At 56.4% G+C, this 26,647-nt stretch carries 26 protein-coding genes; 15 read left to right on the forward strand and 11 right to left on the reverse strand.

All coding sequences use genetic code 11. From position 1 onward, the window contains the following. Positions 1-2: 2 nt before the first annotated feature. Together QV747_RS15830 and yjgA are read right to left on the reverse strand one after the other, a co-directional pair. Complete coding sequence (locus QV747_RS15830; protein WP_273432535.1) at positions 3-650, reverse strand: HAD-IA family hydrolase; 648 nt, start codon at positions 648-650, stop codon at positions 3-5. 3 nt (positions 651-653) lie between these two features. Then, a complete protein-coding gene (gene yjgA, locus QV747_RS15835) occupies positions 654-1,232 on the reverse strand; it encodes a ribosome biogenesis factor YjgA (RefSeq protein WP_273432533.1) in 579 nt (192 codons plus the stop codon). A gap of 95 nt (positions 1,233-1,327) precedes the next feature. Here yjgA and pmbA point away from each other — a divergent pair, with 95 nt between their 5' ends. Continuing rightward, on the forward strand, positions 1,328-2,659 hold the full coding sequence (gene pmbA, locus QV747_RS15840) for a metalloprotease PmbA (protein ID WP_047396717.1): 1,332 nt from the start codon (positions 1,328-1,330) through the stop codon (positions 2,657-2,659). Beyond that, positions 2,659-3,294 (forward strand): DNA-3-methyladenine glycosylase, encoded by a 636-nt coding sequence (locus QV747_RS15845; RefSeq protein WP_273432530.1) that lies wholly within the window; start codon positions 2,659-2,661, stop codon positions 3,292-3,294. Before pmbA ends, QV747_RS15845 begins: the two co-directional genes overlap by 1 nt. Before the next feature lie 125 nt (positions 3,295-3,419). On the opposite strand, the gene QV747_RS15850 is transcribed toward QV747_RS15845, so the two are convergent. After that, positions 3,420-4,367 (reverse strand): dihydroorotate oxidase, encoded by a 948-nt coding sequence (locus QV747_RS15850; RefSeq protein WP_273432528.1) that lies wholly within the window; start codon positions 4,365-4,367, stop codon positions 3,420-3,422. Between the two features lie 346 nt (positions 4,368-4,713). Between QV747_RS15850 and thiM (QV747_RS15855) the strand changes: the two genes are divergently transcribed. The 5 genes from thiM (QV747_RS15855) (at position 4,714) to QV747_RS15875 (ending at position 9,630) form a co-directional block, all read left to right on the forward strand. Next, positions 4,714-5,442, forward strand: coding sequence for a hydroxyethylthiazole kinase (gene thiM / locus QV747_RS15855; protein WP_273432526.1), 729 nt, complete (start codon positions 4,714-4,716; stop codon positions 5,440-5,442). A 137-nt stretch (positions 5,443-5,579) separates the two neighbouring features. Further along, complete coding sequence (gene thiM / locus QV747_RS15860; RefSeq protein ID WP_273432524.1) at positions 5,580-6,386, forward strand: hydroxyethylthiazole kinase; 807 nt, start codon at positions 5,580-5,582, stop codon at positions 6,384-6,386. Further along, positions 6,383-7,081, forward strand: a complete 699-nt coding sequence (gene thiE, locus QV747_RS15865; protein WP_273432521.1) for a thiamine phosphate synthase — start codon at positions 6,383-6,385, stop codon at positions 7,079-7,081. The genes thiM (QV747_RS15860) and thiE overlap by 4 nt, the downstream gene beginning before the upstream one ends. 22 nt (positions 7,082-7,103) lie before the next feature. Next, positions 7,104-7,922: a bifunctional hydroxymethylpyrimidine kinase/phosphomethylpyrimidine kinase gene (gene thiD, locus QV747_RS15870; RefSeq protein WP_273432519.1), complete on the forward strand. Its 819-nt coding sequence runs from the start codon at positions 7,104-7,106 to the stop codon at positions 7,920-7,922. A gap of 91 nt (positions 7,923-8,013) precedes the next feature. Further along, positions 8,014-9,630, forward strand: a complete 1,617-nt coding sequence (locus QV747_RS15875; RefSeq protein WP_028450833.1) for a methyl-accepting chemotaxis protein — start codon at positions 8,014-8,016, stop codon at positions 9,628-9,630. A gap of 16 nt (positions 9,631-9,646) precedes the next feature. Here QV747_RS15875 and modB read toward each other — a convergent pair whose 3' ends face one another. From modB to QV747_RS15890, 3 genes are all read right to left on the reverse strand, one after another. After that, positions 9,647-10,321: a molybdate ABC transporter permease subunit gene (modB, locus tag QV747_RS15880; protein ID WP_028450832.1), complete on the reverse strand. Its 675-nt coding sequence runs from the start codon at positions 10,319-10,321 to the stop codon at positions 9,647-9,649. Then, entirely contained in the window at positions 10,321-11,064 is a 744-nt protein-coding gene (gene modA / locus QV747_RS15885; protein ID WP_273432516.1) for a molybdate ABC transporter substrate-binding protein, read from the reverse strand. The genes modB and modA overlap by 1 nt, the downstream gene beginning before the upstream one ends. A 286-nt stretch (positions 11,065-11,350) precedes the next feature. Next, positions 11,351-11,560, reverse strand: a complete 210-nt coding sequence (locus tag QV747_RS15890; protein WP_047396412.1) for an FmdB family zinc ribbon protein — start codon at positions 11,558-11,560, stop codon at positions 11,351-11,353. A gap of 130 nt (positions 11,561-11,690) precedes the next feature. Here QV747_RS15890 and QV747_RS15895 point away from each other — a divergent pair, with 130 nt between their 5' ends. From QV747_RS15895 to QV747_RS15915, 5 genes are all read left to right on the forward strand, one after another. Then, positions 11,691-13,397 (forward strand): sensor histidine kinase, encoded by a 1,707-nt coding sequence (locus QV747_RS15895; RefSeq protein ID WP_273432513.1) that lies wholly within the window; start codon positions 11,691-11,693, stop codon positions 13,395-13,397. Next, positions 13,397-14,110: a two-component system response regulator BtsR gene (gene btsR, locus QV747_RS15900; RefSeq protein WP_273432511.1), complete on the forward strand. Its 714-nt coding sequence runs from the start codon at positions 13,397-13,399 to the stop codon at positions 14,108-14,110. The genes QV747_RS15895 and btsR overlap by 1 nt, the downstream gene beginning before the upstream one ends. Positions 14,111-14,404: 294 nt before the next feature. Continuing rightward, entirely contained in the window at positions 14,405-16,468 is a 2,064-nt protein-coding gene (locus QV747_RS15905) for a carbon starvation CstA family protein (RefSeq protein ID WP_288791554.1), read from the forward strand. Further along, positions 16,461-16,844 (forward strand): YbdD/YjiX family protein, encoded by a 384-nt coding sequence (locus QV747_RS16665; RefSeq protein ID WP_028450826.1) that lies wholly within the window; start codon positions 16,461-16,463, stop codon positions 16,842-16,844. The genes QV747_RS15905 and QV747_RS16665 overlap by 8 nt, the downstream gene beginning before the upstream one ends. A gap of 138 nt (positions 16,845-16,982) precedes the next feature. Further along, complete coding sequence (locus tag QV747_RS15915; protein ID WP_273432506.1) at positions 16,983-18,047, forward strand: GyrI-like domain-containing protein; 1,065 nt, start codon at positions 16,983-16,985, stop codon at positions 18,045-18,047. Between the two features lie 436 nt (positions 18,048-18,483). Here the strand turns inward: QV747_RS15915 and QV747_RS15920 are convergent, their stop codons facing one another. Beyond that, positions 18,484-19,125, reverse strand: coding sequence for an SRPBCC family protein (locus QV747_RS15920; protein WP_273432504.1), 642 nt, complete (start codon positions 19,123-19,125; stop codon positions 18,484-18,486). A 175-nt stretch (positions 19,126-19,300) separates the two neighbouring features. Between QV747_RS15920 and QV747_RS15925 the strand changes: the two genes are divergently transcribed. Both QV747_RS15925 and QV747_RS15930 read left to right on the forward strand, forming a co-directional pair. After that, entirely contained in the window at positions 19,301-19,759 is a 459-nt protein-coding gene (locus QV747_RS15925) for a cache domain-containing protein (protein ID WP_028450825.1), read from the forward strand. A 76-nt stretch (positions 19,760-19,835) separates the two neighbouring features. Then, entirely contained in the window at positions 19,836-21,452 is a 1,617-nt protein-coding gene (locus QV747_RS15930; RefSeq protein ID WP_273432502.1) for a methyl-accepting chemotaxis protein, read from the forward strand. A 47-nt stretch (positions 21,453-21,499) separates the two neighbouring features. On the opposite strand, the gene QV747_RS15935 is transcribed toward QV747_RS15930, so the two are convergent. The 3 genes from QV747_RS15935 to QV747_RS15945 all read right to left on the reverse strand — a co-directional run bounded on the left by QV747_RS15935 (position 21,500) and on the right by QV747_RS15945 (position 23,439). Beyond that, positions 21,500-22,393, reverse strand: coding sequence for a cation diffusion facilitator family transporter (locus QV747_RS15935; protein ID WP_273432501.1), 894 nt, complete (start codon positions 22,391-22,393; stop codon positions 21,500-21,502). 247 nt (positions 22,394-22,640) lie between these two features. Further along, complete coding sequence (locus QV747_RS15940) at positions 22,641-22,889, reverse strand: hypothetical protein (RefSeq protein ID WP_273432499.1); 249 nt, start codon at positions 22,887-22,889, stop codon at positions 22,641-22,643. After that, complete coding sequence (locus QV747_RS15945) at positions 22,873-23,439, reverse strand: sigma-70 family RNA polymerase sigma factor (protein ID WP_273432497.1); 567 nt, start codon at positions 23,437-23,439, stop codon at positions 22,873-22,875. The genes QV747_RS15940 and QV747_RS15945 overlap by 17 nt, the downstream gene beginning before the upstream one ends. Before the next feature lie 755 nt (positions 23,440-24,194). Here QV747_RS15945 and QV747_RS15950 point away from each other — a divergent pair. Continuing rightward, complete coding sequence (locus tag QV747_RS15950; RefSeq protein ID WP_273432496.1) at positions 24,195-24,701, forward strand: IS30 family transposase; 507 nt, start codon at positions 24,195-24,197, stop codon at positions 24,699-24,701. A 509-nt stretch (positions 24,702-25,210) separates the two neighbouring features. On the opposite strand, the gene QV747_RS15955 is transcribed toward QV747_RS15950, so the two are convergent. After that, positions 25,211-26,095, reverse strand: a complete 885-nt coding sequence (locus QV747_RS15955) for a hypothetical protein (protein ID WP_273432495.1) — start codon at positions 26,093-26,095, stop codon at positions 25,211-25,213. Positions 26,096-26,647: the final 552 nt, after the last annotated feature.

Consider the following 26,647-nt stretch of genomic DNA (forward strand, 5'->3'; position numbering starts at 1 on the left):
AATCAAGCACCAGCAAATGTCAGTCGTAGCTGAGCATGCTCTTGCGTAATACCCAGCTGGGTATAGTCTGCAATCGTCCATTGATGAAGGTTTTGATCGCAATACCCTCCAGCCGCAGTAACTAAGCAGACGGCTGCCCCCGCATGATGCGCGCTGGCAATACCCGCGCCGGCATCTTCAAAGGCAATGCAGTCGCTGGCCGACAGTCCCAAGAGGGTCGCGCCGTGCTGATAAGGCGCCGGATGCGGCTTGCCCTCGCGGACATCGTCTGCGCCAATCAGGTATTTGGGCAAGGGCAAGCTAGCATAGGCCAGCTTGGCCAGTGCCAGCTCGCGCGGGGCCGAGGTGACCACCGCCCACTGCTCGGGGGCCAGCTGCTGCAATAACGCCGCAGCACCCGCAATGGCCACTGTGCCATCAAGCTGGCGCATTTCCTTGGCAATCAGGGCGGCTACTTCAGCGTTCGCATCCAGATGGGGCGCCACAATGCTAATGGTTTCAATGCCGCGCCGGCCGTGCATCACCTGCACAATCTGCTGGTAATCAACCCCGCGCTCGGCCGCCCAATCCTGCCAGAGCTTTTCAATGCAGGGGCGGGAATCCACCAGGGTGCCATCCATATCAAACAGCAGGCCGCGCGCGAAAGGCATGGTTTATTCCTCGTCGCTCGCGTCGGCCGCGTCGTCTGCGGCGTCATTCAGGCTAGGCAGTTTCGGCTCAGGAATGTATTGCTTAATCAGCTGAAACAGCTCGCGATACGCTTTGGGCGCAACTTGCTTGCCTTCCTGCTGTTGCTGCTTTTCTTTATTGGCGTTGCGAATCAGCTGGCGCAGCTGCTGAATATCCACAGCTGGAAAGTCCGCAATAAACTGCTCGGTGGCTTTCGGGTCGAGCAGCAATTTTTCACGTAGGCGCTCGATCTGGTGCAGCCAGGCGGTATGCTGATCCGAATCGCCATTCATGGCATCCAAAAAGGCCTGAATCGGAGCGGGATCAACATCGCGCATCAGCTTGCCGATGTATTGCTTATGCCGCGCGATGGCTCCATTCGCGGTGATTTTTTTCGCTTCACGGATGGCATCGATCAGCTTTTCGGGCAGGTTCAGCGGTTCGAGCTGCTTGGGGGAGTAGGCCAGCAGGCTGGCGCCGAGGTCTTTAAGGGCTTCGGCTTCGCGTTTGAGTTGCGATTTACTGACGATTTCGATTTCGTCATCATGATCATGCTTCGCCATGGTATCTCACGTCAGTGCAAAAGCAGTATGATAGCAAATTTGGTTCGCCCAAGGCGGCGGGCCTGGTTTTCACCTTAGCTACGGAAGCTCACTACGTGTCGGAATTTACCTACAGCGAAGCGGCATTGCGCGATCTGGCCTCCCAAGTACTGGCTCTGGCCAAGGCGCAGGGCGCCACGGCTTGCGATGTCGAAGTCTCGGAAGGCGCCGGGCAAAATATCTCGGTGCGGCTGGATGAAGTGGAAACCATCGAATACAACCGCGATAAAGGCGTGAGCGTATCGGTGTATCTGGGCCAGCGCAAAGGCCATGCCAGCACCAGTGATTTTTCGCCCACGGCGCTGGCCGATACCGTGCAAGCTGCGCTGGCGATTGCCCGCTACACCGCGGCCGATGAATTTGCCGGCCCGGCTGATCCGGCGCTGTTGTGCACCGAGTTTCCCGATTTAGATCTCTATCACCCCTGGGATTTGCCCGTAGAGCAAGCCATTGCGCTAGCGCAGGAATGCGAGCAAGCCGGCCGCCAAGTGGATGCGCGGATTAATAATTCGGATGGGGCGACCGTCTCCACCAGCAGCGCGCGCTGGGTCTATGGCAATTCCCAAGGCTTTCTGGGCGCCGGCACCAGCACCCGCTATAGCGTCTCCGCTGCGCTGATCGCCGAAGACGACGTCGGTATGCAGCGCGATTATTGGTACACCGCTGCGCGCGCGCCCGCTGATCTGGAAGCCGCCGCCGCCGTTGGCCGTAAAGCGGGCGAACGCACGGTGCGCCGTCTGGGCGCTCGTCGCCTGAAAACCGGCGAATATCCGGTGCTATTCGAGCCGGCGGTAGCCAGCTCGCTGATTGGCCACTGGGTGAGCGCGGTGTCGGGCAGTAGCCTGTATCGCAAATCCAGCTTCTTGCTCGATAGCCTGGGGCAAAGCGTGTTTGCGCCCTGCGTGACCATTACCGAAGATCCTTTCACCTTGCGGGGCTTTGCCAGCGGCGCTTTTGATGGCGAAGGGGTGGCCACCAAGGCGCGCACGCTGGTCGATGCTGGCGTGCAGCAAGGGTATTTCCTTTCCAGCTATTCGGCGCGCAAGCTCGGTATGCAAACCACAGGTAATGCGGGCGGCCCACACAATCTATTTGTGGCGCCTACACTGCCCGCCAGCCAAATGCTGGCTGAGCTGGGCACCGGCTTGCTGGTGACCGAGCTGTTGGGTCATGGCATTAATCTGGTGACCGGCGATTATTCGCGCGGCGCGGCGGGTTTCTGGGTGGAAAACGGCGTGATTCAGTATCCGGTGGAGGAAATCACCATCGCCGGCAATCTGCGCGAGATGTATCGCCAGATCGTGGCCATTGGTGATGATGCGCTGGCATCCAGCAGCCGCAAGGTTGGCTCGATACTGCTGGAGCGCATGACGGTCGCGGGGGACTAATGCCGGCCCCGGCCATTCATCGCCCGCCGTATTGGGATCAGGCCGTGGCCGAGCTGGCCGCCGCCGATCCGGTGATGGCCGAGCTGGTTGAGCGCTATCCGGCCGTCAGCTTGCTAACCCGTGGCGATGCCTTTCACACACTGGCACGCTCGATCGTTGGCCAGCAAATTTCGGTCAAGGCGGCGGATTCGATCTGGGCCCGGCTGCTGCAGGCGCTGGGCGATGTGACCGCGCCAGCGGTGCTTGCCAGCAGCGTAGAGGCTTTACGCGCCTGCGGCCTGACCCAGCGCAAAACCGAATACCTGCTCGATCTGGCCCGCCATCAGCAAGCTGGCCGGCTGGAGCCGAGCGACTGGCATAGCTGGGACGACGAAGCGGTGATCAAAGAGTTGGTCTCGATCCGTGGCATTGGCCGCTGGACGGCGGAGATGTTCCTGATTTTTTATCTGGCCCGCCCCAACGTCTTGCCGCTGGATGATATTGGCCTGATTCGCGCGATTGCCCAGTTTTATCACGGCGATGAGCGCCGCCCGCGCGCCGAGCTGATTGCCTTGGCCGAGCGCTGGCAGCCTTGGCGTTCGGTAGCGACGTGGTATCTGTGGCGCAGCCTGGATCCGGTACCGGTGGAATATTAAGGCTAGCCTTGCGCTGGTTCGGCTTTGCCGAGCAGGCTTAAACTAAAACAATCATAAAAAATAAAGGGTATTGCCAGCTGGGCTAATCAATATATAGCCTGGTGGGCAATACCCTTAGTTTTTCTTTACAGCGTTTTCAGTTTGCCACGGAAATCATCCGGGCTGGTGTAGCCTTTTTCATCCATGAGCTCGGCCAGCTCGGCCAGTACGCGCGGGAAAATACCCGGGCCTTCTTCATACAGCGCGGTGCCCAGCTGCACCAGCGTGGCGCCCGAGAGGATATGTAGGAAGGCTTCGCGGCCTGATTTCACCCCGCCACAGCCGATAATGGCTTTGTCCGGGCAGCGGCGGTAAAACGCGTTCACATTCGCCAGCGCCGTCGGCAGAACATAATCACCCCCTAACCCGCCAAAGCCGTCTTTGGGCTTAATCAGCGTGGTTTCGCTGTCCAGATCAATCATCAGCGCATTGCCAACCGAATTAATGCAGGTAATAAACGCCACCAGCGGATAGCGATTCAGAATCTCGGCCGCTTCATCAAAATGCGCCATATCGAAATACGGCGGCAGTTTGACGCCAAATGGGCGTTGATAGCCTGACGACACCTCGGCGAGCAGCGTATCCATCGCTTCAAAGTCATAGCCGATTTGCGATTTGCCGGGCACATTCGGGCAGGATAGATTCACTTCCAGAATGGTGGGGGTGACCGCATCTTTCAGGCTGTCGATCATGGTGAGATTATCGTCCAGCGTCAGGCCCGAGAGCGACATAAACAGCGGCTTGGCTTCATGATCGTGGCGCTGGGCATAATGCAGATAATAGGCAAAGCCCTCATTGGGCAGGCCCATTGAATTGATACTGCCAAACAGCTGGCCGGCATCGGCTAGCACCCGATAGCGGGGCTCCGGGTTGCCATCGCGTGGTTGCAGCGTGCAGCTTTTGGTCACCATTGCTCCCGAAGTCGATTCGGCCAGCGCCTCAAGCTGCGAGGCCACACTGCACCAAACACCGGAGGCATTCATCAAGGGATTGGCAACGGGCAGATCAAGAAAATGCGTGCTCAGCTTGGCCATGGCGGGCCCTCCTGTATTCATCATTGACAACCATTGTAGGGATTGCCGCCAGGCGGCAATGTGAGCAGCGTCAAACATTGCGCAGATGCGCGCCGGCCCAAAACGCGTCCGGTGCGGGGACTGCATACGCGGTGGCGCTGCCGCGAGCGCCGCCGCTGGGTGAACAGGAAATGGTCTTAGATCAAGAAGTCAGACCCGATCAACGGTAGAATAGTCGGCATGATACTGTCTTGGGCTGGCCAGACTTTGCGCTGGATCAGCCCTTAGTGTGAATATTCCCAAAAGTAGGGGCGGCGTGTCGGCCCCTGCCACAGACTAAGCCCTCAACCCTTCGTGCGAGATGCCCATGACCAGCACTGCCATCAAGTTTTCTTTTACCCAGCTTGCCACCGAACTAGAACGTGTTCGCACCAATACCCCCCTGGTGCATGTGCTGACCAATGAAGTAGTGCAATGCTTTACCGCCAATACCCTCTTGGCCGTTGGTGCTTCACCCGCTATGGTGGTGGCGCAGGAAGAGGTTGCTGATTTTGCGGCGCTGGCCGACGCCGTGCTGATCAATATCGGCACGCTTTACCCGGAGCGGCTGGCGGCAATGCAAGCGGCGATTGCTAGCGCCAATGCGGCAGGCACGCCGTGGGTGCTGGATCCGGTGGCGGTGGGCGCATTGCGCTATCGCACCGAAGCGGCCAAAGCCATGCTGGCCAGCCGGCCGGCTGCGATTCGCGGCAATGGCTCGGAAATTATCGCGCTGGCCGGTGGGCTGGGCGGCGGCAAAGGTGTCGACAGTACGGCCAGCTCCGCTTCGGCGGTGGATGCTGCACTGGCCTTGGCGCGCAGCACCGGGGCGATTGTGGCGGTGACCGGGGCGATTGATTACATCACATCATTGACAACCATTGTAGGGATTGCCGCCAGGCGGCAATGTGAGCAGCGTCAAACATTGCGCAGATGCGCGCCGGCCCAAAACGCGTCCGGTGCGGGGACTGCATACGCGGTGGCGCTGCCGCGAGCGCCGCCGCTGGGTGAACAGGAAATGGTCTTAGATCAAGAAGTCAGACCCGATCAACGGTAGAATAGTCGGCATGATACTGTCTTGGGCTGGCCAGACTTTGCGCTGGATCAGCCCTTAGTGTGAATATTCCCAAAAGTAGGGGCGGCGTGTCGGCCCCTGCCACAGACTAAGCCCTCAACCCTTCGTGCGAGATGCCCATGACCAGCACTGCCATCAAGTTTTCTTTTACCCAGCTTGCCACCGAACTAGAACGTGTTCGCACCAATACCCCCCTGGTGCATGTGCTGACCAATGAAGTAGTGCAATGCTTTACCGCCAATACCCTCTTGGCCGTTGGTGCTTCACCCGCTATGGTGGTGGCGCAGGAAGAGGTTGCTGATTTTGCGGCGCTGGCCGACGCCGTGCTGATCAATATCGGCACGCTTTACCCGGAGCGGCTGGCGGCAATGCAAGCGGCGATTGCTAGCGCCAATGCGGCAGGCACGCCGTGGGTGCTGGATCCGGTGGCGGTGGGCGCATTGCGCTATCGCACCGAAGCGGCCAAAGCCATGCTGGCCAGCCGGCCGGCTGCGATTCGCGGCAATGGCTCGGAAATTATCGCGCTGGCCGGTGGGCTGGGCGGCGGCAAAGGTGTCGACAGTACGGCCAGCTCCGCTTCGGCGGTGGATGCTGCACTGGCCTTGGCGCGCAGCACCGGGGCGATTGTGGCGGTGACCGGGGCGATTGATTACATCACTGACGGTGAAACGGTGTACTCGGTCGAGCTGGGCCACCCGCTGATGACCAAGGTGGTGGGCACCGGTTGTGCGCTGTCGGCCGTGGTGGCGGCCTTTTTGGCCGATGCGCCGGATCGCTTGCAAGCGGTGGCGGCGGCCTGCGCCCTGATGGCGCTGGCGGGTGAGCGGGCAGTGGAATGCTCGGATGGCCCGGGCACGTTTGTGGCGCCATTTCTCGATGCTTTGCACATCATTCACCCCAATCAACTGCGGCAGGTGGCGGCATGACGGGCGCAGAAACCACCACGCTGCGCGCGCGCAATCCGATTGATGTGAGCCTGTATCTGGTGCTCGATCCTGAGCTCTGTGGCGGGGAAGCTGGCATGGTCGCCACCGCCCTAGCCGCCGCCGTGGCTGGCGCTACCGTGGTGCAATTGCGCGCGCCGCAGTGGAAAAAAGGCCAGTGGCTGCGTTGCGCGCAGGCTTTGCAGGCGGTGTTACAGCCGCTGGGCGTACCGCTGATCATTAATGATCATGCCGATGTGGCGCTGGCCGTGGATGCTGCCGGTGTGCATGTGGGGCAAAGTGATTTGCCGGTAGCGGCGGTGCGCGCGCTGCTGGGGCCGCATAAAATCGTCGGTTTATCGACCAATAATCTGGACAACGTTGCCGCGCTGCTCACCCCCGAAGTCGCCGCGTGTATTGATTACATTGGTGTGGGGCCGGTGTACCCAACTACCACCAAGCTGGATGCCTCGCCGGTGATTGCGCCGGCCGAAATGCAGGCGATGTTTGCCGCCTGCCCGATGCCGGCCGTGGCCATCGGCGGGATTAAAGCCGGCCGCGTGGCGCCGTTGCTGGCTGCCGGGGCGGATGGGGTGGCCGTGATTTCGGCGATTTGTGGCCAGCCTGATGTAACCCAGGCTACCCACACTTTGCTGGCCGAAATGAACGCCGCCCGCGCTGAGCGTTCAGGCCATTAATTTAAAAACCGAAGGAAGCACTATGACTGCAATGCGATGCCCTCATGCCTTAACCATTGCCGGCTCGGATTCGGGCGGCGGGGCGGGGATTCAGGCCGATTTGAAAACTTTTAGTGCGCTGGGCGCTTACGGCATGAGCGTGGTGACTGCGCTCACCGCGCAAAACACCTGCGGTGTCAGCGCGGTAGAGCTGGTGTCGCCCGAATTTGTACGTGCCCAGTGTGATGCGGTGTTTCACGATATCCGCGTTGATGCGGTGAAAATGGGCATGCTGGCCAATGCCGGGATTATCCATGCCGTGGCCGCTGCGCTGCGCGAATATCAGCCACAGTTTGTGGTGCTGGATACGGTGATGATCGCCAAGGGCGGCCATGCCTTGCTTGACCCTGCGGCGGTGAGTGCCCTGCGCGATGAGCTGTTGCCCTTGGCCAGCCTGATTACGCCCAATCTGCCCGAAGCTGCGGCGTTACTCGGCTGCGAAGAAGCTCGTACAGAGGCAGACATGCTGGCGCAGGGGCGGGCGCTGCTGGCGGCGGGCGCGCAAGCGGTGCTGATGAAGGGCGGCCACTTGGGGCAGGCGCAGAGCGAAGAATGCCCAGATTGGCTGATTACCCCTGCAGGCGCGGTGAATTTTCCGGCCAAGCGGATCGCCACTCGCCACACCCATGGCACCGGCTGCACTTTGTCGGCTGCGCTGACGGCCTTGCGCCCGCAGCGGCCAGATTGGGCCAGCACCGTGCAGGATGCCAAGGCCTGGTTGCTGGAAGCCATTGCTCAGGCCGAACGCCTGCAAGTGGGCCAGGGCATTGGCCCTGTGCATCATTTCCACCGCTGGTGGTAAGCTGCGCCGCCGCGCGATAACCGGACTGGTAGCGCGCGGTTGATTGGCTATGATGAACCATCTGCGCGTCTGAGCATAACAAGGGTTCATCATGAATATCTCGCAGCGTTTGCTGGCCATGCTGGCCATTGCCCTAGCGGCCTTGCTGGTGCTGGCCGGGTTTGGTACTTATAAGTTGCGGGTGGATGCCCGTAGCTTCACCGAGCTGGATGCCAATATTATTCCCAGTCTGGTGGTGATCAATTCGCTGGATCACGCCATCAATGAAAACCGGATTGCGCTGTACGCGCATATTCTGGCGCCCAATGATCAGCAAAAAAGTGAAATCACCCAGCAAATTGCTGAGCGGAACAAGAGCATTGAGCAACTGTTTGCCCAGTATGAGCAATTGGTGCTCAGCGAAGAAGAACGCACCCTATTTGCTGGCCTGAAAGAAAGCCACGCCGCCTATCAAGCGGTAGCGCAGCAGGTGATTCAACGCTCAACCAATCGCGATCAGACCGGTGCCTATGCGCTGGCTGATGGCATGTCTTCTTCCTTGTATCGCAAGCTGGGCGTGGCGCTGGGCAAAGAGATTGACTTTAATCGCCAGCATTCCAATGCTTCGGTCGAAGAGTCGGTTGCCAGCGCCAATCGGGCGGTCATGCTGTTTATTGGTGTGGCTTTGGCCGCCATGGTGGTGGTGGCGGCTTTAGGTGTGTGGATTTTACGCGCCATCCGTGGGCCGCTGCAGCGCTCTTTGCAGGCCTTGTCGCATATCGAGAGCGAGCTGGATTTTACCCGCCGGATTCCCGCGGCAGGGAAAGATGAAATTGGCGAGCTGGTGGGTGCGTTTAATCGCCTGCTCGATACCGTGCAAAAAAGCTTTCGCACTATTAACGAACATATCGTGCAGATGACCCATGCCGCGCACACCATGGCCGAAACCTCGCATGGGCTCTCGGGGGTGGCAAATAATGCCAGTGAAGCATCCGCGCATATGGCCGCCACCGTGGAGGAAGTGACCGTCAGTATCAGCCATGTGGCCGAGCGGGCGCGCGATGCCGAGCAACACGCGCAATCTTCCGGCCATCAAGCGGCGGAAGGAGAGCAGGTGATTCAGGCCTCGGTGAGCGAGATTAATAGTATTTCCGGCTCGGTGAATCAGGCGGCCGATGAAATCAATGCGCTGCGTGAGCAAAGCCAGCAGATTCATACAGTGCTGGGGGTGATTAAAGACATCGCCGATCAAACCAACCTATTGGCGCTCAATGCGGCGATCGAAGCCGCGCGCGCTGGCGAACAAGGGCGCGGCTTTGCGGTGGTGGCCGACGAAGTGCGCAAACTGGCCGAGCGCACCAGTAATTCCACTTTTGAAATCACCCATACCGTGCAGCAAATTCAGGATGGGGCCAATCGGGCGGTGACGCGGATGAATCAGGTGGTGGAATCGGTTGAGCAAGGGGTAGGCTATGCGCGCGATGCCGGGGAAGAAATTGGCCTGATCCGCCATGCTTCTGAAAACGTGGTGCAGTATGTGAGCGATATTTCCGAATCGATTGCCGAGCAAAGCATGGCCAGTACGGCAATTGCCCAGCAGGTTGAGCATATTGCGCAAATGGCTGAGGAAACCAGCTCCGCCGCCCGCAAAGCGGCAGAATCGGCAGCGGAATTACGCCAGCTGGCCGATGCGGTACAGCAAACCATCGCGCACTATCGCATCAGCTAATGGCGGGTATCGTTGCTTAGCGTATCCAGGCCCGCTGCCAGAGGCGCAGCACCAGCAGTAGGCTAAAACTCAGCACCAGCAGCGTGAGCGCTAGCGCATGGGCTTGCGGGTAATTGAGTGCTTCCACATGATCGTAAAGCTGGATCGCCACTACCCGCGTTTGCCCCGGGATATTGCCGCCGATCATCAATACCACCCCAAATTCGCCTAGCGTATGGGCAAAACTCATGATCCCCGCGGTGTAAAGTCCCGGTTTGGCCAGCGGCAAGACCACCCGCCAAAAAGTCTCCAGCGGGCCGGCGCCGAGGGTGGCAGCCACTTCCAGTGGCCGCGGGCCTATGCTGATAAAAGCCTGCTGCAAGGGTTGTACAGCAAAGGGCAGCGAATAAATCAGCGACGCCACCACCAGGCCACTAAAGCTGAACGACAGCAGCCCCCAGCCCAGCCATTGTGTGAATTGCCCGAGTGGGCTATTGGGCCCCAGCGCCAGCAAAAGATAAAAACCAATCACCGTCGGTGGCAACACCAAGGGCAGCGTTACGATGGCTCCCAGCAGGCTTGCCCAGCGGCTTTGGCTGCGCGCCAGCCACCATGCCAGCGGCGTGCCCAGTAAGAGCAAAAGGGCCGTGGTGATGCTGGCCAATTGCAGGCTCAGCATCAGTGCGCTCCAGTCTTCGCTACCCCAGTGCATTATTGATAACCGTAGCGTTGCAGCGTAGCGCGAGCGGCTGGGCTGCGTAAAAAGGCTAGCCATTCGCGCGCGGCGGCTTGGTTTGCCCCTGCGCGCAGCAGCACCGCATCTTGCTGTAGTGGTGCATGCCAGTCGCTGGGCACCCACCAGCCCTGGCCACTAAGCCAGCGCCCATCGCGCCAGACCAGCGAGGCGGCCAGCAGCCCATATTCGGCGTGGCCCGTGGCCACAAATTGCTGGGTCTGGCTAATGTTCTCGCCATACACCAGTTTGGGCCGCACTTGTGCGGCGATGCCTAGCCGTTGCAAGACGGCCATGGCCGCTTGCCCGTAGGGCGCAACAGCGGGGTTGGCAATGGCCAGATGCGCAAATTGGCCGGCGCTTAAAGTTTTCTCATTGGGGGTATTGCCTGCTGCGCTCCACAATACAAGGCGGCCAGTTGCATACGTAAACTGGGTATCTGCAAGCGCCAAACCTTCTTGCCCCAAACGAGTCGGCGTGGCCGTATCAGCCGCCAGCAAGACCGCAAACGGCGCGCCTTGGCTGATCTGGGCGTAGAGCTTACCTGTGGCCGCGCTGCTGAACGTAATGCGATGGCCACTTTGGGCACTAAACTGGCGGGCGAGTTCTTTGGCAGGTTCAGCCATATTGCTGGCGACGGCCACCAGCACTTCGGCGGCGTGCGCCGGCGCGAGCAATAGACACAAGGCGGCGAGGGTAAGGTGAGTGAGCAGGCGATGCATGCGATGGCGTTTCTGACTGATTAGTAGTTTGGATGAGCGGCTAGCAGCCTAGTTAGTGCTGCAGGTACACAGCTGCCGCGTGTGGTGCGCCAATACTAGCAGCTGTTACGTCTTGATGCCCTATTGCGTCAGCCTGGCCGCATCTAGTGTGCAGGCGACCATATTGCTTGCGACAGCTTGAGCGGTGCTGGTGGCTGTTCGCGACGCCGATGTTGCCGAATGGCAGACTGACATCTCACCCGATGCTGTTTCTCGCGCCGCTCAGGCAAATACCGTGCGGGCCAACTTAATGCTGGCAGCCCGGCCCGCATTGATGTGGCGTAGCCGGCCCCGTGCTGCTGGTTTTCTGGCTGGGCTTGAGCGCAGCGGCGCTGAGCTGCTTCTGGTATTGCGCGGCTTGGCACACCGGGCAAGTGGTGAGCGGGGCATCAGCCAGTTTTTGCAGATGTTCGCCCTGGTGTTGGCAAGCGCTGCAGCGATAAACATACAGTGGCATTGGCGTAAATCTCCTGTGGATGAGGCTTTGCAGGATAGAATACGCCAACTTCGCGGTCAGCCGCGGGAAAGTATCAATAGCCGTCGCTCGGTGGGTGCGGTAAAACCAGCGCATCTTCAGGAGAGACGCAATGATGTTCGGACAGCAGCTGCAGCTAGTCCTGCAGCTTTTGCAGCAAACCTGCATTTTTCTGGTTATCGCCTGGCTACTGGCGCGCACGCCGCTGTTTCGCCCGCTGATGCAGGTCACCATTCGCCTACCGCATAAGCTCACCTGCTATCTGGTGTTTTCCGGCTTTTGTATTCTGGGTACCTATCTGGGCCTCAAGGTCGATGATTCGATTGCCAATATCCGCGCCATCGGGGCGGTGCTCGGTGGTTTGCTCGGCGGGCCGTCGGTGGGGCTGGCCGTAGGCTTTACCGGCGGGCTGCATCGCTATTCCTTGGGTGGGCCAACCGATGTGGCCTGCATGATTTCCACCGTGTGCGAAGGCTTGCTGGGCGGGCTGATTCACCGGGCGCTGCTGGCGCGTGGGCGAGTGGATTTGCTATTTCAGCCCATGCTGGCCGCCGGGGTGGCGCTGGTAGCCGAAATGCTGCAAATGCTGATTATTTTGCTGCTTACCCGGCCGTATCACGTGGCATTTAGCGTGGTGGATCATGTGGCGCTGCCGATGCTGATAGCCAATAGCATCGGCGCGGCGATGTTTATGCGTCTGCTGCTTGATCGGCGCGCGCTGGCCGAGCAATATTCCACCGCGTTTTCGGCGCATGCGCTGCGGATTGCGGCTCGCACCGAAGGGGTCTTGCGCGCAGGGTTTAACGAAGCCAATTCGATGAAAGTGGCGCAGATTATCTTTGAAGAAACCGGCGTGGGCGCGGTGGCCATTACCGACCGCGAAAAGCTGCTGGCCTTTATCGGCACGGGTGCCGATCACCATTTGCCCGGCACGCCGATTACCTCGCAGCATACGCAGGAAGCGCTGCGCGATAATCGGGTGGTGTACGCCGATGGGAATGAAGTCGCCTACACCTGCTCGATTCATTCCGATTGCAAATTGGGTTCGACCTTGGTGATACCGTTGCAAGATGCCGACGATCAGGTGATCGGCACCATCAAGCTGTATGAGCCCAAAGGGCGGCTGTTTGCCAAACTTAATCGCACGCTGGGCGAGGGCATTGCCAAGCTGTTGTCGCGGCAGATTCTCACCGGTCGGATTGAGGCGCAGCGGGCTTTGCTCGCGCAAGCGGAAATCAAGCTCTTGCATGCGCAGGTCAATCCGCATTTTCTATTTAATGCGCTCAATACCCTTAATGCGGTGATCCGGCTCGACCCGGAACGCGCCCGCGCGCTGGTGCAGCATTTATCGACCTTTTTCCGCAAAAATCTGAAACGCCCGGATGAAATGGCCACGCTGGCCGATGAAATCGAGCATGTGAATGCCTATCTGCAGATCGAGCTGGCGCGTTTTGGCGAGCGCTTGCAGGTGGACGTGCAACTGGACGGCATTGATACCCGCCAACGATTGCCAGCGTTTTCGCTGCAGCCCTTGGTAGAAAACGCGATCAAGCATGGCACCGCCCAGCTCTTGGGCATTGGGCGGGTGCGGCTGTTTGCCGAAGTGGATAATGGCCAGCTACTGGTACATGTGGAAGACAATGCTGGCCTGTATGAGCCGGCGCGCAAAAGCAGCGATGGCATGGGCATGGGCTTGGTAGATCGGCGCTTGAAAGTCAGCTTTGGGCCGGAATACGGGCTGCGGGTGAGCCGCATTCCGGATCGCTTTACCCGCGTCACCCTGGCCGTACCGCATCAGCCGGCACTGGAGGGGATGTAATGCGCATACTGTTGGTGGATGACGAGCCGCTGGCGCGGGCCGAATTACGCAGCTTATTGGCCGAGGCCGGCGAGCACGAGATCATTGGCGAAGCGGGCAATGCCATCGAGGCCATGCAGCAAATCAATGCGCTGCACCCTGAGGTGGTGTTTCTGGATATCCAGATGCCAAGGTTGTCGGGGCTGGAGCTGGTGGCCATGCTGGATGTCGAGCGCATGCCGCTGATTGTGTTTGTGACCGCCTTTGATGAACACGCGGTGCAAGCATTTGAAGAGCATGCCTTTGATTATCTGCTCAAGCCCGTCGAGCCCGAGCGGCTGGCCAAAACGCTGCGCCGGTTGCATAAGCAATTGCAACCACCGGATTACCAGCTCCTCACCGCCTGCCAGCAGCTCAAACAGCTACCCTGCCATCGCCACGACCGGATTGTGTTGCTGCCGCTGGCGGAGGTGGAAGCGGTGACGGCCAAGCTGTCGGGGGTGTATTTGCTGGATCAGGCAGGGCAGGCCCACTTTACCGAGCTGACCCTTAAAACGCTGGAAGCCCGCACCCCGCTGCTACGCTGCCATCGTCAGCATCTGATTCACCCCGAGCGCATTGCCGAGATTATCCTACTGGATAACGGCGCGGGCGAAATCATCACCCGGGGTGGCCAGCAGGTGCCGGTGAGCCGGCGCTATCTGAAAAGCCTGAAAGAAATGCTAGGGGTATAGCCCGCTAATCAAGTTGATATTTGATTCTGGTGGCTATACCTGGCTGGGTATGTTGTAGTGGCCCTGTGCCACGTGGCCAGCTACGGGCTAGCATTGCCGTGCCTGAGAATGAGGGTGCAGTGCACATTCAAATGTCGGCAGTCATTTCTTCATCTATTGCCCTGTCATGTAGTCGCCGCTCAGTCGCTACATCAACCGCTTAATCGCGCCCATCACCGCTCACTGAAGTGAGCCGCCGCAACGCCCGCCCGGCGATTTAGTCTTAGCCCGTCAAAAATCCGTTTGAGGTGTGTCATGCCCAATCCCAAGCAGTGGTTAAGCTGGCTGGTGGTGGCGCTGGTGGGCGCGTTTTCGTTCGCCATGCTGGCCCTGTCGCGCGGCGAGCATGTGAATGCGGTCTGGCTGGTGCTGGCTGCGGTGAGCTGCTACAGCATCGCCTATCGTTTTTATTCCAAATTTATCGCCGAAAAGGTGTTCGAACTGGATGATCGCCGGCTTACCCCGGCGGTGCGGCGCAATGATGGTCTGGATTATGTACCGACCAATAAATGGGTGCTGTTTGGCCACCACTTTGCTGCGATTGCCGGTGCGGGCCCGCTGGTGGGGCCGATTCTGGCGGCGCAAATGGGTTTCTTGCCGGGCACGATCTGGATTTTGGTTGGTGTGATGCTGGCGGGCGCGGTGCAAGACTTCTTGGTGCTGTTTATTTCCACCCGCCGCGATGGCCGCAGCCTGGGTGAAATGGCCAAGCAGGAATTAGGTGCGATCCCTGGCTTTATTGTGATGGTGGGTGCCTTGGGCGTGATGATTATCATCTTGTCAGCCTTGGCGCTGGTGGTGATCAAAGCCTTGGCCGAAAGCCCGTGGGGCGTGTTCTCGATCGCGATGACCATCCCGATTGCGCTGTTTATGGGCGTGTATATGCGCTATCTGCGCCCGGGCCGGATTATGGAAATCTCCATTATTGGCTTTGTGCTGATGATGGCGGCAATTATCTTCGGGGGTGATATTGCGGCCGACCCATACTGGGGCCCGCTGTTTACCCTGACTGGCCCGCAGCTGACGATAGCGCTGGTGATTTACGGCTTTGTGGCCTCTGCACTGCCGGTGTGGCTGCTGCTGGCGCCGCGCGATTATCTGTCTACTTTCCTGAAAATCGGTGTGATTGCCGGCTTGGCGGTGGGGATTGTGTTTGCCACGCCGGAGCTTAAAATGCCCGCGGTAACGCGCTTCATTGATGGCTCTGGCCCGGTGTTCTCGGGCTCGCTGTTCCCGTTCCTGTTTATCACCATTGCCTGCGGCGCGATTTCCGGTTTCCACGCGCTGGTGTCATCGGGGACAACGCCGAAACTGGTGGAAAAAGAAAGCCATATGCGTATGATTGGCTATGGCTCGATGCTGTGCGAATCTTTTGTGGCCATCATGGCGCTGATTTGTGCTTCGGTGCTCGATCCGGGCGTGTATTTCGCCATGAATTCGCCCGCGGCGGTGATTGGTAAAACCGTAGAGAGCGCTTCCACGGTGATCAATGGCTGGGGCTTTGTGATTAGCCCGGAAATCCTCACCCAGATCGCCAAAGATGTGGGCGAGCACTCGATTCTGTCGCGGGCCGGTGGGGCGCCGACGTTTGCAGTGGGCATGGCGCATATCATCAGCGAGATTTTCAATAGCACGGCCATGATGGCGTTCTGGTATCACTTTGCCATTCTGTTCGAAGCACTGTTTATCCTGACTGCGGTAGATGCCGGCACACGGGCTTGCCGCTTTATGGTGCAGGATACCGCCGGGGTGTTTATCCCTGGGATGGCCAAAAGCCAATCGTGGGCCGGCAATATGCTGGGCACCGCGGTGGCCGTATCGGGCTGGGGCTTCTTTGTGTACCAGGGCGTGACCGACCCATTGGGTGGCATTAATACGCTGTGGCCGCTGTTCGGGATCGGTAACCAGATGCTGGCCTCGATGGCCTTGCTGCTGGGCACGGTGATTCTGTTCAAGATGAAAAAAGAGCGCTATGCCTGGGTAACGCTGGTGCCAACCGCTTGGTTGTTTGTCACCTCAATGACTGCTGGCTGGCAGAAAATCTTCCATGAAAATCCGAAGATCGGTTTCCTCGCTCAAGCGCAGCGCATTCAAAACGCGCTGGCCGAGGGCACGGTGCTGGCGCCGGCCAAATCATTGGCAGATATGGAACGCATTGTGTTCAATAACCAGATCAATGCCGTGCTGTGCGGCTTCTTTATGCTGGTGGCGCTGACCATGCTGATTGCCACCATCGTGCATGTGCGCAAAGCCCTGGCCAATCCGCAGCCGAGCGTGCATGAAGCCACGCCCGCGCTGAATGAGGCCAGCCATGCTTGATCTGAGCTTTTTGCTACCGAAGCCACCCGCCGCGCCGCCCACCAGCGCCGCGGCGCGTGAAGAAGGGCTCAGCGCCGCCTACGCCCGCTATTTGGCCGAGCAAAAAGCCGCCAGCCCGCAAGGGCAGGCGATGAGCGCGGCCGATTTCGAGCGCTACAGCCTGGGCTCGGGCTGGCTCACCGGGCTAAAAGACACGGCGCAAAAAGTGGTGCAAACCTGCCGGCTGATGGTCGGGATTCATGATTATGAATACTACCTTGACCATATGCGCAGCCAGCACCCCGAGGCCACGCCCTTAAGCCGTGAGGCGTTTTATCGCTATTGCCTGGATGCGCGCTTTCCCGGCGCCGGTAACGTCAACAAATGCCCGTGTTGAAGTGCGGGTAGAACCAACAAAGCAGCGCTGGGCGCTGCTTTGTTTTTGATTGTGGGTGTTGCTACCGGGGTATAGCTTTGTAACCTAGAAATGCTGTTGTATTAAAGGCAATACCACCGGTGGTATAGTGGCCCAATTATGTCCAGCCACTACTCGCGCCGGATTCATCTGGCGCAAAACTATATTAGCCAGCATTTTGAAGATGAGATTGTCTTGGCCGACGTTGCCAAGGCGGCTCATCTGTCTCCCTATCATTTTCATCGCGTTTTTACCGCCTGTACCCAAGAAACCCCGATTGATTTTCTGCGCCGAATCCGCGTCGAGCATGCCGCTCAGTTGCTGCTGGTTCAACCACCTATTCGCTTAATCGATATTGCTGTGCGCTGCGGTTTTAAATCGCAGGCGCTATTGGCGCGCGCATTTCGGGCGCATTTTGGCATGACGGCGAGCGCATGGCGGCGTGGAGCCTTCTGGCAACATGATGGACATTACTGGCGCTGGAAAGCTGAGGGGCGTCAGCAAAACAGCAAGCATTGCAAAAACAGCCAGCGGGCTCAGCCGGTACTATCAACGCTGTTTCAAATGCGGACAGCCGAATTTGTGGCGGTACGGCAGGGCCGGCAACCCAGCTATGTTCGTGCCTTACGGATCGAACACAAAGCCCCCATTCAGCGGATTTTTCTCTGGCAGCAGGGCATTGGGCGAGAGCAGATGCTGGCACTGTGGCAAGTGTTACTGCGTTGGGGAATTGCTCAGGGGTGGCTGCAAGCTGTCATTGATACGCCGGGGGCTTTAGGGCTGACCCCAACTGCGCCGGTTTTGCTGGGGATTTCGCGTACGGTGGACAACCCCAACATCACCGAGCCGACCCGCTGTCGTTATGAAGCTGGCTTTGTTTTACCGCCGGGCTTGAGCCTTTCAGTTGCGCAGTGCCGGTGTGGGGATAATGAATTACTCCGAGATGAGTTGCCCGGTGGGCCATGTGTGGTGATCGACTTTGTGGGGCGCCTGGCGGATGAGCCCCTGATGGTGGAGTACTTTTATAACGTTTGGTTGCCGCAAAGTGATTGGGTGCTCGCAGACAGGCCCGCTTATCTCGAAGTGCCACTCAGTAATGCCGGGCAAGTTTTGCATCCAGATATGCTGCTCGAAACGCGCTGGTGTATCCCTGTGCGTAAAAGAAGGGGCAGAGCAAACGAATAGGACGGTGATGATGACGCAAGCAAACTGTGGTAGAGCGAACCCTGCAATATCGATACACAAGCCAGCGCCATTAGTGCCTTGTTGCTCTCTGCTTGCAGTACTTCTCACGTTGTTCTGTAGCACCCAAGTGCAGGCGGCCAAGCCGACAATCCAGCCTAAGCGTGAATACTGTCGCCCAGCGTGCGAGCAGCCCCCGATGGGCGGTACGGAACGCCAACTAGGCGAGCCGCTGCGTTGCACGCCTTGCGCGCAATAGGGCTTGCTGCTGAGGTGTTGGCCTAGGTGCAGTCCGCCACGCGGCTCAGCGCGGCGGCGAGAGTACTCAAGCTATTGAATCTGAGGCATCCGCAGCCAAGATCATGCGTTTAACTGAATATACCCAGGTGGGGTAGTTGGATTTACGCTTTATGATTAGGCTAATTTGAAGCTATACCCACTAGGGTGCTTTAGCCTGTAGCTGGCTCAGCGGTGGGTAGCGGCGCTGGATTTCCTGCTGCATGCTGGCCAATTGCTCCTGCACCCGCGCGCGCACGGCGCTACTGCCCAGATTTAGCAATACGCTATTCGTCGGGCGCCAGCTGGCTTCAAAAATTACTTCGCTGCGCTCCCCCAGTCCCTGAATGCGGGTACTGCTATTGAATTCACCCTGCGAATTCTGCAGCGATTGGCAGAGGATTTCCTCCGGGGCGCGTAGCTCAATGCGGGAAATCGAATCGGCCACCACGCTAAACGGCCCCAGTTGATGGCGTGATTGTTGTTGCAGGCGCAGCACTTTGCCTTCTCGCGCCAGCACCTTGCTGCTGAGTAGCCCGGGAACAAACTGCTGCATCCGCTCGTAATCCGTCAGCACCGCAAACACCTGATCTGGGTTGGCGGCCACTTGATAGCGGCCACGGATTTGCAAGGTTTGCTCTTGCCGGCTGACTTCTACTTTGACGCTGGCCAGCTCTGTGCCCCAGCTATAGCCCGTGAGCATCAGGCTCAGCACCGCAAAGCTTAAGCGGTGCCAGATGTTGGAGCTTGGGTGGCGAGGGGGCTGCGATGGGCAGATTTTTGTTGGGCGCTGAACTAAGAGCATGGCCGGGTTCCTCCTGCCGACAGACTAGGGTGAAACAAATGTCGAAATGATGACAGGCCGCGGTGCGGTGGGCGGATGAAACACTTCGTGTATCGATGGCTGTCCCATTGTTTGAACTTGTATTTCGATTTTAGTAAGCAATAATTGAAACTCTTGTTTGTATTGGGGAAGGATCATGACATTGAAGCGTGTGCTGGTGCTGTTGGGGGCTTTGGTTTGGTCAGTGGCTGTGACTGCGGTGGCTGAAGATTTCGCGACCGCCAAAGAGGCTGAGGCGATGGTGATTAAAGCAGTCGCCGCCATCAAAGCCAATAAGGCAAAGACATTGGAAGAAATCACCAATAAAGACAGCAAATGGGTCGTGGGCGATTTGTATCCAGTGGTGTATGACTTGCAGGGCAAAGTGTTGGCGCATGGCCAAAATGCCAAGCAGGTGGGGAAAGATCTCTTGGAACTGAAAGACCCCGATGGCAAGCTTTTTGTGAAAGAGCGGGTTGAGCTGGCCAATAGCAAAGGTAAATTCTGGCAAGACTATAAATTCACCGATCCGGTCACGAAGAAAATTCTGCCCAAGCAAATGTATTGCGAAAAACTGGATGCGATGGTGGTGTGCGCCGGTATTTATAAGCGCTAAGTTGCGCGTTTTGGGTCGCACTGCGGCGGGGTTACGACCCGCCGCGATTCTTCGTGCAGCTTAGTGGATCATGATCATGCGTCTGCTTTATCGTTTGCTCTTGCCTCCCTTGGTGACCTTGCTGATGCTGCTGGCTTTTGCTGGCCTCATGCTGCTGGCCGGCAAGTATGTCCGCACCGGCATGGATGAAATCAGTAATACCCGCTTTGCTAATCTGGCGGCGGTTAACTCACTCGGCTTGGGCTTGCAGCAGGCGCAGGTGCAAACCTACCGCACCTTAACCTGGACAGGTACCTTGGGCGCGGAGTATTTCGCGCGTGAATCCAAGGGGCTGGTAGCTGGCTTAGGCGATGCCCTGGCCAAATTCAAACAATGGCAAGAGCAAGCCCAGCTTTCCACCGACGAAAAAGAGCAGGCTGCGGCTATCTTGAAAACCGCAACGCAATATCAGAAATCGGTCAGTGAAGTGCTGGATATGGCCTCGGATGACATCAATATGGGTGTCACCATGATGCAGTCAACGGACAAACTGTTTGCCGATCTGAGCGCTCAAGTGCATGAACTGAAAGCGCTGGAAACCACGCTAAGCCATACCGCGCGAGATGAAGTGGATCAGCAGTTGCGGCGCATACAGTGGCTGATGATGATCGGTACGCTTGTGGCCGCCGTGCTGGCGGCGCTACTCAGTATTGCGGTGCTGCGGCGGATTTCGAGCCAGATTTATTCCGCCAGTCGTATTGCCAATGCCGTAGCGAAAGGGGATTTGCGCCAAGAAATCAAGCCGCAGGGCGAGGATGAGCTGGGGCAACTACTCAAGGCCTTGGCCCAAATGCAGCAGCAGCTGCGCGAAATGGTGGTTCAGATTCATACGCATACCGAGCACCTAGAAAAATCAGCCAGTGAACTGGATCATGCCTCGGGCACGATTACTCAGGCGGTGCGGCGGCAAAATGAATCAATTGGTACGGCCGCGGTTGATCTGGAGGAAATGGCCGGTAATTTACATCAGGCGGGTGAACATGCAGATGCTGCACAGCAGGTGGCGCAGCGTACGGCCGAGATTGCCGATAACGGCCAGCAATTGGTCAATGCGGCGGCAGATGAAATCCAGAAAATTGCCGCATTGGTGCAGTCTAGTAGTGCAGGTATGCAGCATTTACAGGCTAGCTCGGATGCGATTAGCAATTTTGCCAATGTAATTGCCGAGATAGCCGCGCAAACTAATCTACTAGCGCTGAATGCCGCCATTGAGGCGGCCCGCGCCGGTGAAGCTGGGCGGGGCTTTGCCGTGGTGGCGGATGAAGTGCGCAAACTGGCGGAAAACACATCGACTGCCACCAGTGAAATCAAAAAAATGCTGGAGCAAATTCAGCTGCAAAGTGGTGAGGCCAGCCAGCAAATGCAGTCGGCCAGCACTCAAGTGAGCACCGGCGTCGAGCATATTTGCGCGCTGAAAGAGCCGCTATCCGAGCTCAACCAATGCTCGCATTCCGCACTGGCGGCCTTGGTGGAGCTGGTGGGAATTGTCCAAGATCAGCGCCAGCATGGGGATCATTTGGTGCAAATGACCGAGCAGATTGCCCAAGCAAGCAATGCCAACGTGCATAGTTCGGACGAAGCACACCGCGGGGCGAAGAGCATTCATCAAACTGCCGGCCAGCTGCAGCGCTTGATTGGTCATTTTCGGGTGTGATCTTTACTTGCGACTTGCGTTAACGCTTTTTGCCAAGTAGATGTGCACTAAACCGGATCCACATGCGTCATTACATCCAGCACGGGTAATTTGGCCATGGCATTGGTGCGCGCCGCCACGGCGATGGCGTGGCCCTGCTGCACGGTAAGCTGCCCATCTATTTCCAGGTGCACATCCACCAACACCATATCCCCCATTTTTCGGGTGCGCAGATCATGCAAGCCTTGCACCCCCGGGGTGTTGCGTAGCGCCTGTTCGATTTGCTTTACGGTGGCTTCATCGGCCGCGCGATCCATCAAATCACTCAGCGCATTCCAGGCAAATTCGAGCCCCGATTTACCGATCATAAAGCCGACCAATATCGCTGCAATGGGGTCTAGCCACGGATAGCCCAGCAGATTACCGGCAATCCCCAGCGCCACGACCAAGGACGAGGCGGCATCGGCACGGGCATGCCAGGCATTGGCCACCAACATGCTCGAGCGCACGCGCTCGGCAACGGCCAGCATATAGCGAAACAGCAGCTCTTTGCTTAGCAAGGCAATGAGCGCCACCACGAGGGCGGCAGGATGCACCGTTTGCAAGGGGCTCGCGCCGCTAATCTTGGTGGCGGCACCCCACAGCATGCCCACTCCGGCGGCAATCAGCAGCAAGCCCAAGACAAGGGCTGCGGCGGTTTCGTAACGATAATGACCGTAGTGGTGATCATCGTCCGCCGCCTTTTGGCTATGGTGGCCGGCCAGCATGGCCACAAAATCTGCGAGCAAATCGGATAAAGAATGCAGCGCATCGGCCACCAGGGCTTGCGAGCCTGCCCACAGCCCAACGATGCCTTGTACGGTGGTTAGCACCAGATTGACTGCCACGCTGACCCAGAGACTGCGTTTGGCGGCGGTTTTTTCTGCGGGAGAAACACGGCTTAATTCGGTTTGATCATGCATGGTGGTGGCGTATCGCGATAGAAACGAGAGCTTAGTGTGTGAAGCTTAACTGAAGATGAAGTACTGATTGAATCTTTGCGATGTGCACTAGCGTGGGGATGATGGATGACTCATCCAGAGCGGGGGCAGGCTGGGGGTAAACCATGTTAGTGGGCAGTTTCGAGCCGGCTGCTAACGGAATAGATAAGCAGGGTTGCTTAACCAATCCGCTAGCTGTCCATAGCGCAATCCCTGCAGCCAGCGTGGTTTAGTCTTTGTTTGCCGCTTCGAGTTTGGCCCGCAGGCGTGCTTTGGCTGGCTCGGGTAAGCTTGGCGCGTGATCTGTAGTTTGCGTTTCGCTCGCGAGTAAGGCGTTAAGCTCTTGCAGCTGGCGGCGGTTGCGTCGGCAGTTGCGGCAAATCAGCAAATGCAGCCGGATTTGTAGCTGCCGATACAAAGTAGGTGGTGTTTCAGTTTGCAGGGTGAGGCTGCTGCTAACTTCACGACAGGTGAGCATGCTGACCTCCTTCACTCAGACATACCCGCAAAGTTTGGCGGGCGCGTAACAAGAGTTGATACAAATTCGCCTGACTAATGCCCAAGCTTTGGCACACCAGCTCGGCGGGCTCATCCTGCAATTGGCGTAGCCAGATCAGCTGCGCCATTCGGCGCGGCAGGCGCGCCAAGCAGCGCTCTAGTCGCTGTTGCAATTGCTTGCGATCCAGTAGCTGCGCGGGGTCGCTCCATTCCACGGGCTCATGCGCCCAGTGGCCATCGGCGCTAAAAAGGTCATCTTCCCCCACGCTTTGCTCGATTTCATCCTGACTGATTGGCGCATGCCAGCGCTGTTGCTCTCGGATCTGGTCAATAATCTTGTATTTCAATATCCCAACCAGCCAAGTGCTGACACTGGCGCGCCCTGCGTAGCCGCTGGCATTTTCCAGCGCGGCCAATAGCGTATTTTGTACCGCTTCCTCGGCCTGATGCGCATCACTCAAGCGGCGTAGTGCATAGGCATACAGCATATCGCCGTGTTCTTCCAGCCACAGCAAAGCCTGCTGACTCATCATCGATCCCTTAGTTTTAATTTCGAAGCTGTGCAACAAACCCCGCAGGGCTGTCGCTATCGCCCAAGATAGCTCAACAATGGCCACCACAGCTAAAACAGTAGTGAGTGCGCCTACAATTGTCGCAATCGATTACACCTCGGCGCACACCCACGCGGTATTCACGCTCAAATTTGGACAGATTTGGCCACGGTACGGCATGGCGAGTTTTTGGCTGGCATCCAAGCGGGTAGCCGACCGGGGGCGCCCACCCATTACTGATTGCACGACCAAGACTAAAGATTAGTCGAGCGGATCATCTGAATCTGACAGCGATTTGGGAGTACTAGAGCTTTGCATGGACGGCATGCGAGGTTGATTGTTGCGCTCATGGCAATGGCAAATAAAAAAGCCCTGAAAAATCAGGGCTTTTTTATTGAGTATTGGGGTGGGGGGAGTTGAATTTGTTAGCTTTAGCCTTGTATTTACTAGATCTCTTCGATTTGAGTACCTAATTGTACCCCTAATTGTACCCTTATCAATCACACGCCTGTTTTCCAGGGGGGCGAGTTCAACGAGAAGTGCAACAGACTGAAATCGGTATCAAGGGCAGAGAAATTGCGTACATTTCTGCGCTTAATGACTGGCCAGTCAGTCAGGAGCACATCATGCCTCATCACCATTTCGCCGCTGCGAAACGATACCAGATTCAGGCTTTATTCGCAGTGGTCATAACATAGCTCAGCAAGGGGTGACAACGTCAACGCTGGCAACTGATGTTTGATGAATCAGCAGCCCCCTTGCGCAAAGAAGGCTGGAGCCTCGAGCAAATTAGCGGCGTATTTCGCGGTAGTGAATACAGCGTGAGTCACGAATGGCTATATCAGCACATTGCTTCTGACCTGCGCAATGGTCGCCAGATCAAGGATTTGCGATGCATTAGCGAACGTCCAGCTGAAGTCGAGACATGTGAGGAACTAGGACACTGGGAAGCCGATATGTTGATCGGTTCCGCCCATCAAGGTGCACTGGGCACGCGGGTGGACCGCAAAAAGGGGCTTACTCGCATCGCGCATGTCCCGAGTAGAGCCGCAGCTGGCGATACCCAGGCCATCTGCCATTTGCTTGCACCGCTGAAGGATCAGATCAGGAGTATCACCTTCGATAACGGCAAGGAATTTAGCGGGCATGCCAGGATTGCACGACGTTTGCAGCGGATTGCTACTTTGCCGACCCGCATTTGTCCTGGCAGCGCGGGAGCAATCAGAATACCAATGGGCTGATTCGGCAATATGTCTCGAAGAAAACTAGCTTAGCCACAGTCAAGCCCAACGAGATTGCTGCGGTGGAAAAAAACTAAATAATCAAGCAAAAAAAGACTCGGATTCAAGTCTCTGAACTACGCATTCGGGCAGGCGAAGTTATTTTAGGTGGCTTCATGGCTATTACATTTAGCTAAATCCTGATTGTTTTTATTAGTGCATTTTGTAGGGCGCTGCAAGCAAAGTGGGTCTGTTGTCAAGTTCGATCTATTTGTGCTGTTCGTCATCTGAACAAAAAATAGGCTTGCTGTTAGGTGTTATTGGCTGGAGAGTTTATCTTAAACGGTTTCCCAAGTTGCAGTTGAGACTATACATCACATCGAGTTGCCTAAATAAATCTGCTTGATTGAAGGAATGCCAATTGCTTGTGTTGAGGTATCTTAAGAGTTGGCATTTCAGGTTGAGGTTGGCATGCAAGTGAAATTAGTCCTGCCGGAGTGCTAATATCAAGCCTTCGAGCATGAATTGCGCTATGGTTTTAGTTGCTCTATGTGCTCGGTCATTAACTGTACGTATCGAATTCGATTAGGTAAATGAGTTGGGCTGATGGTTTCCATTTTGACAAGTAGTTCAATAATTTCTGCCCGGCTTAGCTCATATTTTTCACATAGTCCATCCAGTGTATCGATTACCTTTTTTGATAAAATAAAGTTGTATTGTTTTTTGTCTTTTAGGTTTTTTCTGTATTTCTTTTGGTTGAATTTCTTTTTTAAACCTTCGATCCAGTACTTTTTTTCAATTTCGCTGGGTGAAGGGTTTGTTGAATCAATTGTAATTAATAAGTCTTCTAGTGTGGTTGTTGAGCTAAATGGTTTTGCTGTGTTGTGTTGTGGAATTAATTTTTCAATCTCGGCTCTTGCTATTTCGAGTTTTGACTTTGGGTCATCTGTCTTTAACCATTCAAAGAAATGCTCTCGTCTAAGTTTGGTTTCCCATTCGGTCTTTAGGTATGAAACTAGTCTATTTTTTTGATCTATTGTTGTGTTTATTAAGTCGATTGATAGGATTGCTTTTTCCTTTAGGCTTATGTTTCCTAGATCGTGAGTGCTTTCAGGGTATAGTTTTGAGATTGAATTTATAAGCCAGTATAGTTGGCGCTTTTCATCTTTTATCCAGTCTATTTTTTCGTTGTTAATTGTTGCTATTGATTTGTATTTTTTGAATGTATCTAAGAGGTGTGGGTATAGATTTATGTAAAAAATAATATTGCTTCGTGAGTTGTTGTGAGGGGGGATATGCTGAGCTAGCAAGGGGTTTTCTTTCGTGAATCTGGCTAGCATGTAATTTTCAATTCGCTTATCTAATTTACTGTCGTTAAATATCTGAGCGTACGCATCACTATCATGTATCGCCATTTCTCTCTCCGATGTTGAAAGTCTCTAGAGGTTTGGTAGAGTTTTTATTTTACTAAAATTGTAGTTTATGAGAGTGTATGTAGAATAAGAATAGTATACTTCCATGCGATTGCAATCCTTGTATTAAGAGGGGATAGCAATGCTGGTGTCACTTCCATGAGCAACTGATGGCATAGTAGATACGGTAAACCTTAGGGGCTGGCCTGTCGTCTGTAGGTTTGGTCTTGATGTTATCGAATGCATGGAGATTATGGATTTTTATCCAAAACAATGTAGAAATTCTCGAGTTTCTCAAGGTTTGTCAAGTTTTATAATTTGAGTATGGAGTAGATTTCTAGTTTTGATCTAAAGATGAATCAATATGTACTGCTGGATAATTAGAGGTTGACTTTGACTCTACTTTGACCTCCTCCCGAAAAATGGTAGCGGTGGAAAGTAGAGATTTCTGGCAAATTTAACCTTATCTGGGTAGGAGATTTGTCATGAAAAAATCGAATTTCACAGAAGAACAGATCGCTTTCGCCTTGCGCCAAGCGGAGTCGGGTACGACTG

The organism is uncultured Chitinibacter sp. (assembly GCF_945957625.1).
Taxonomy (GTDB): domain Bacteria; phylum Pseudomonadota; class Gammaproteobacteria; order Burkholderiales; family Chitinibacteraceae; genus Chitinibacter; species Chitinibacter tainanensis.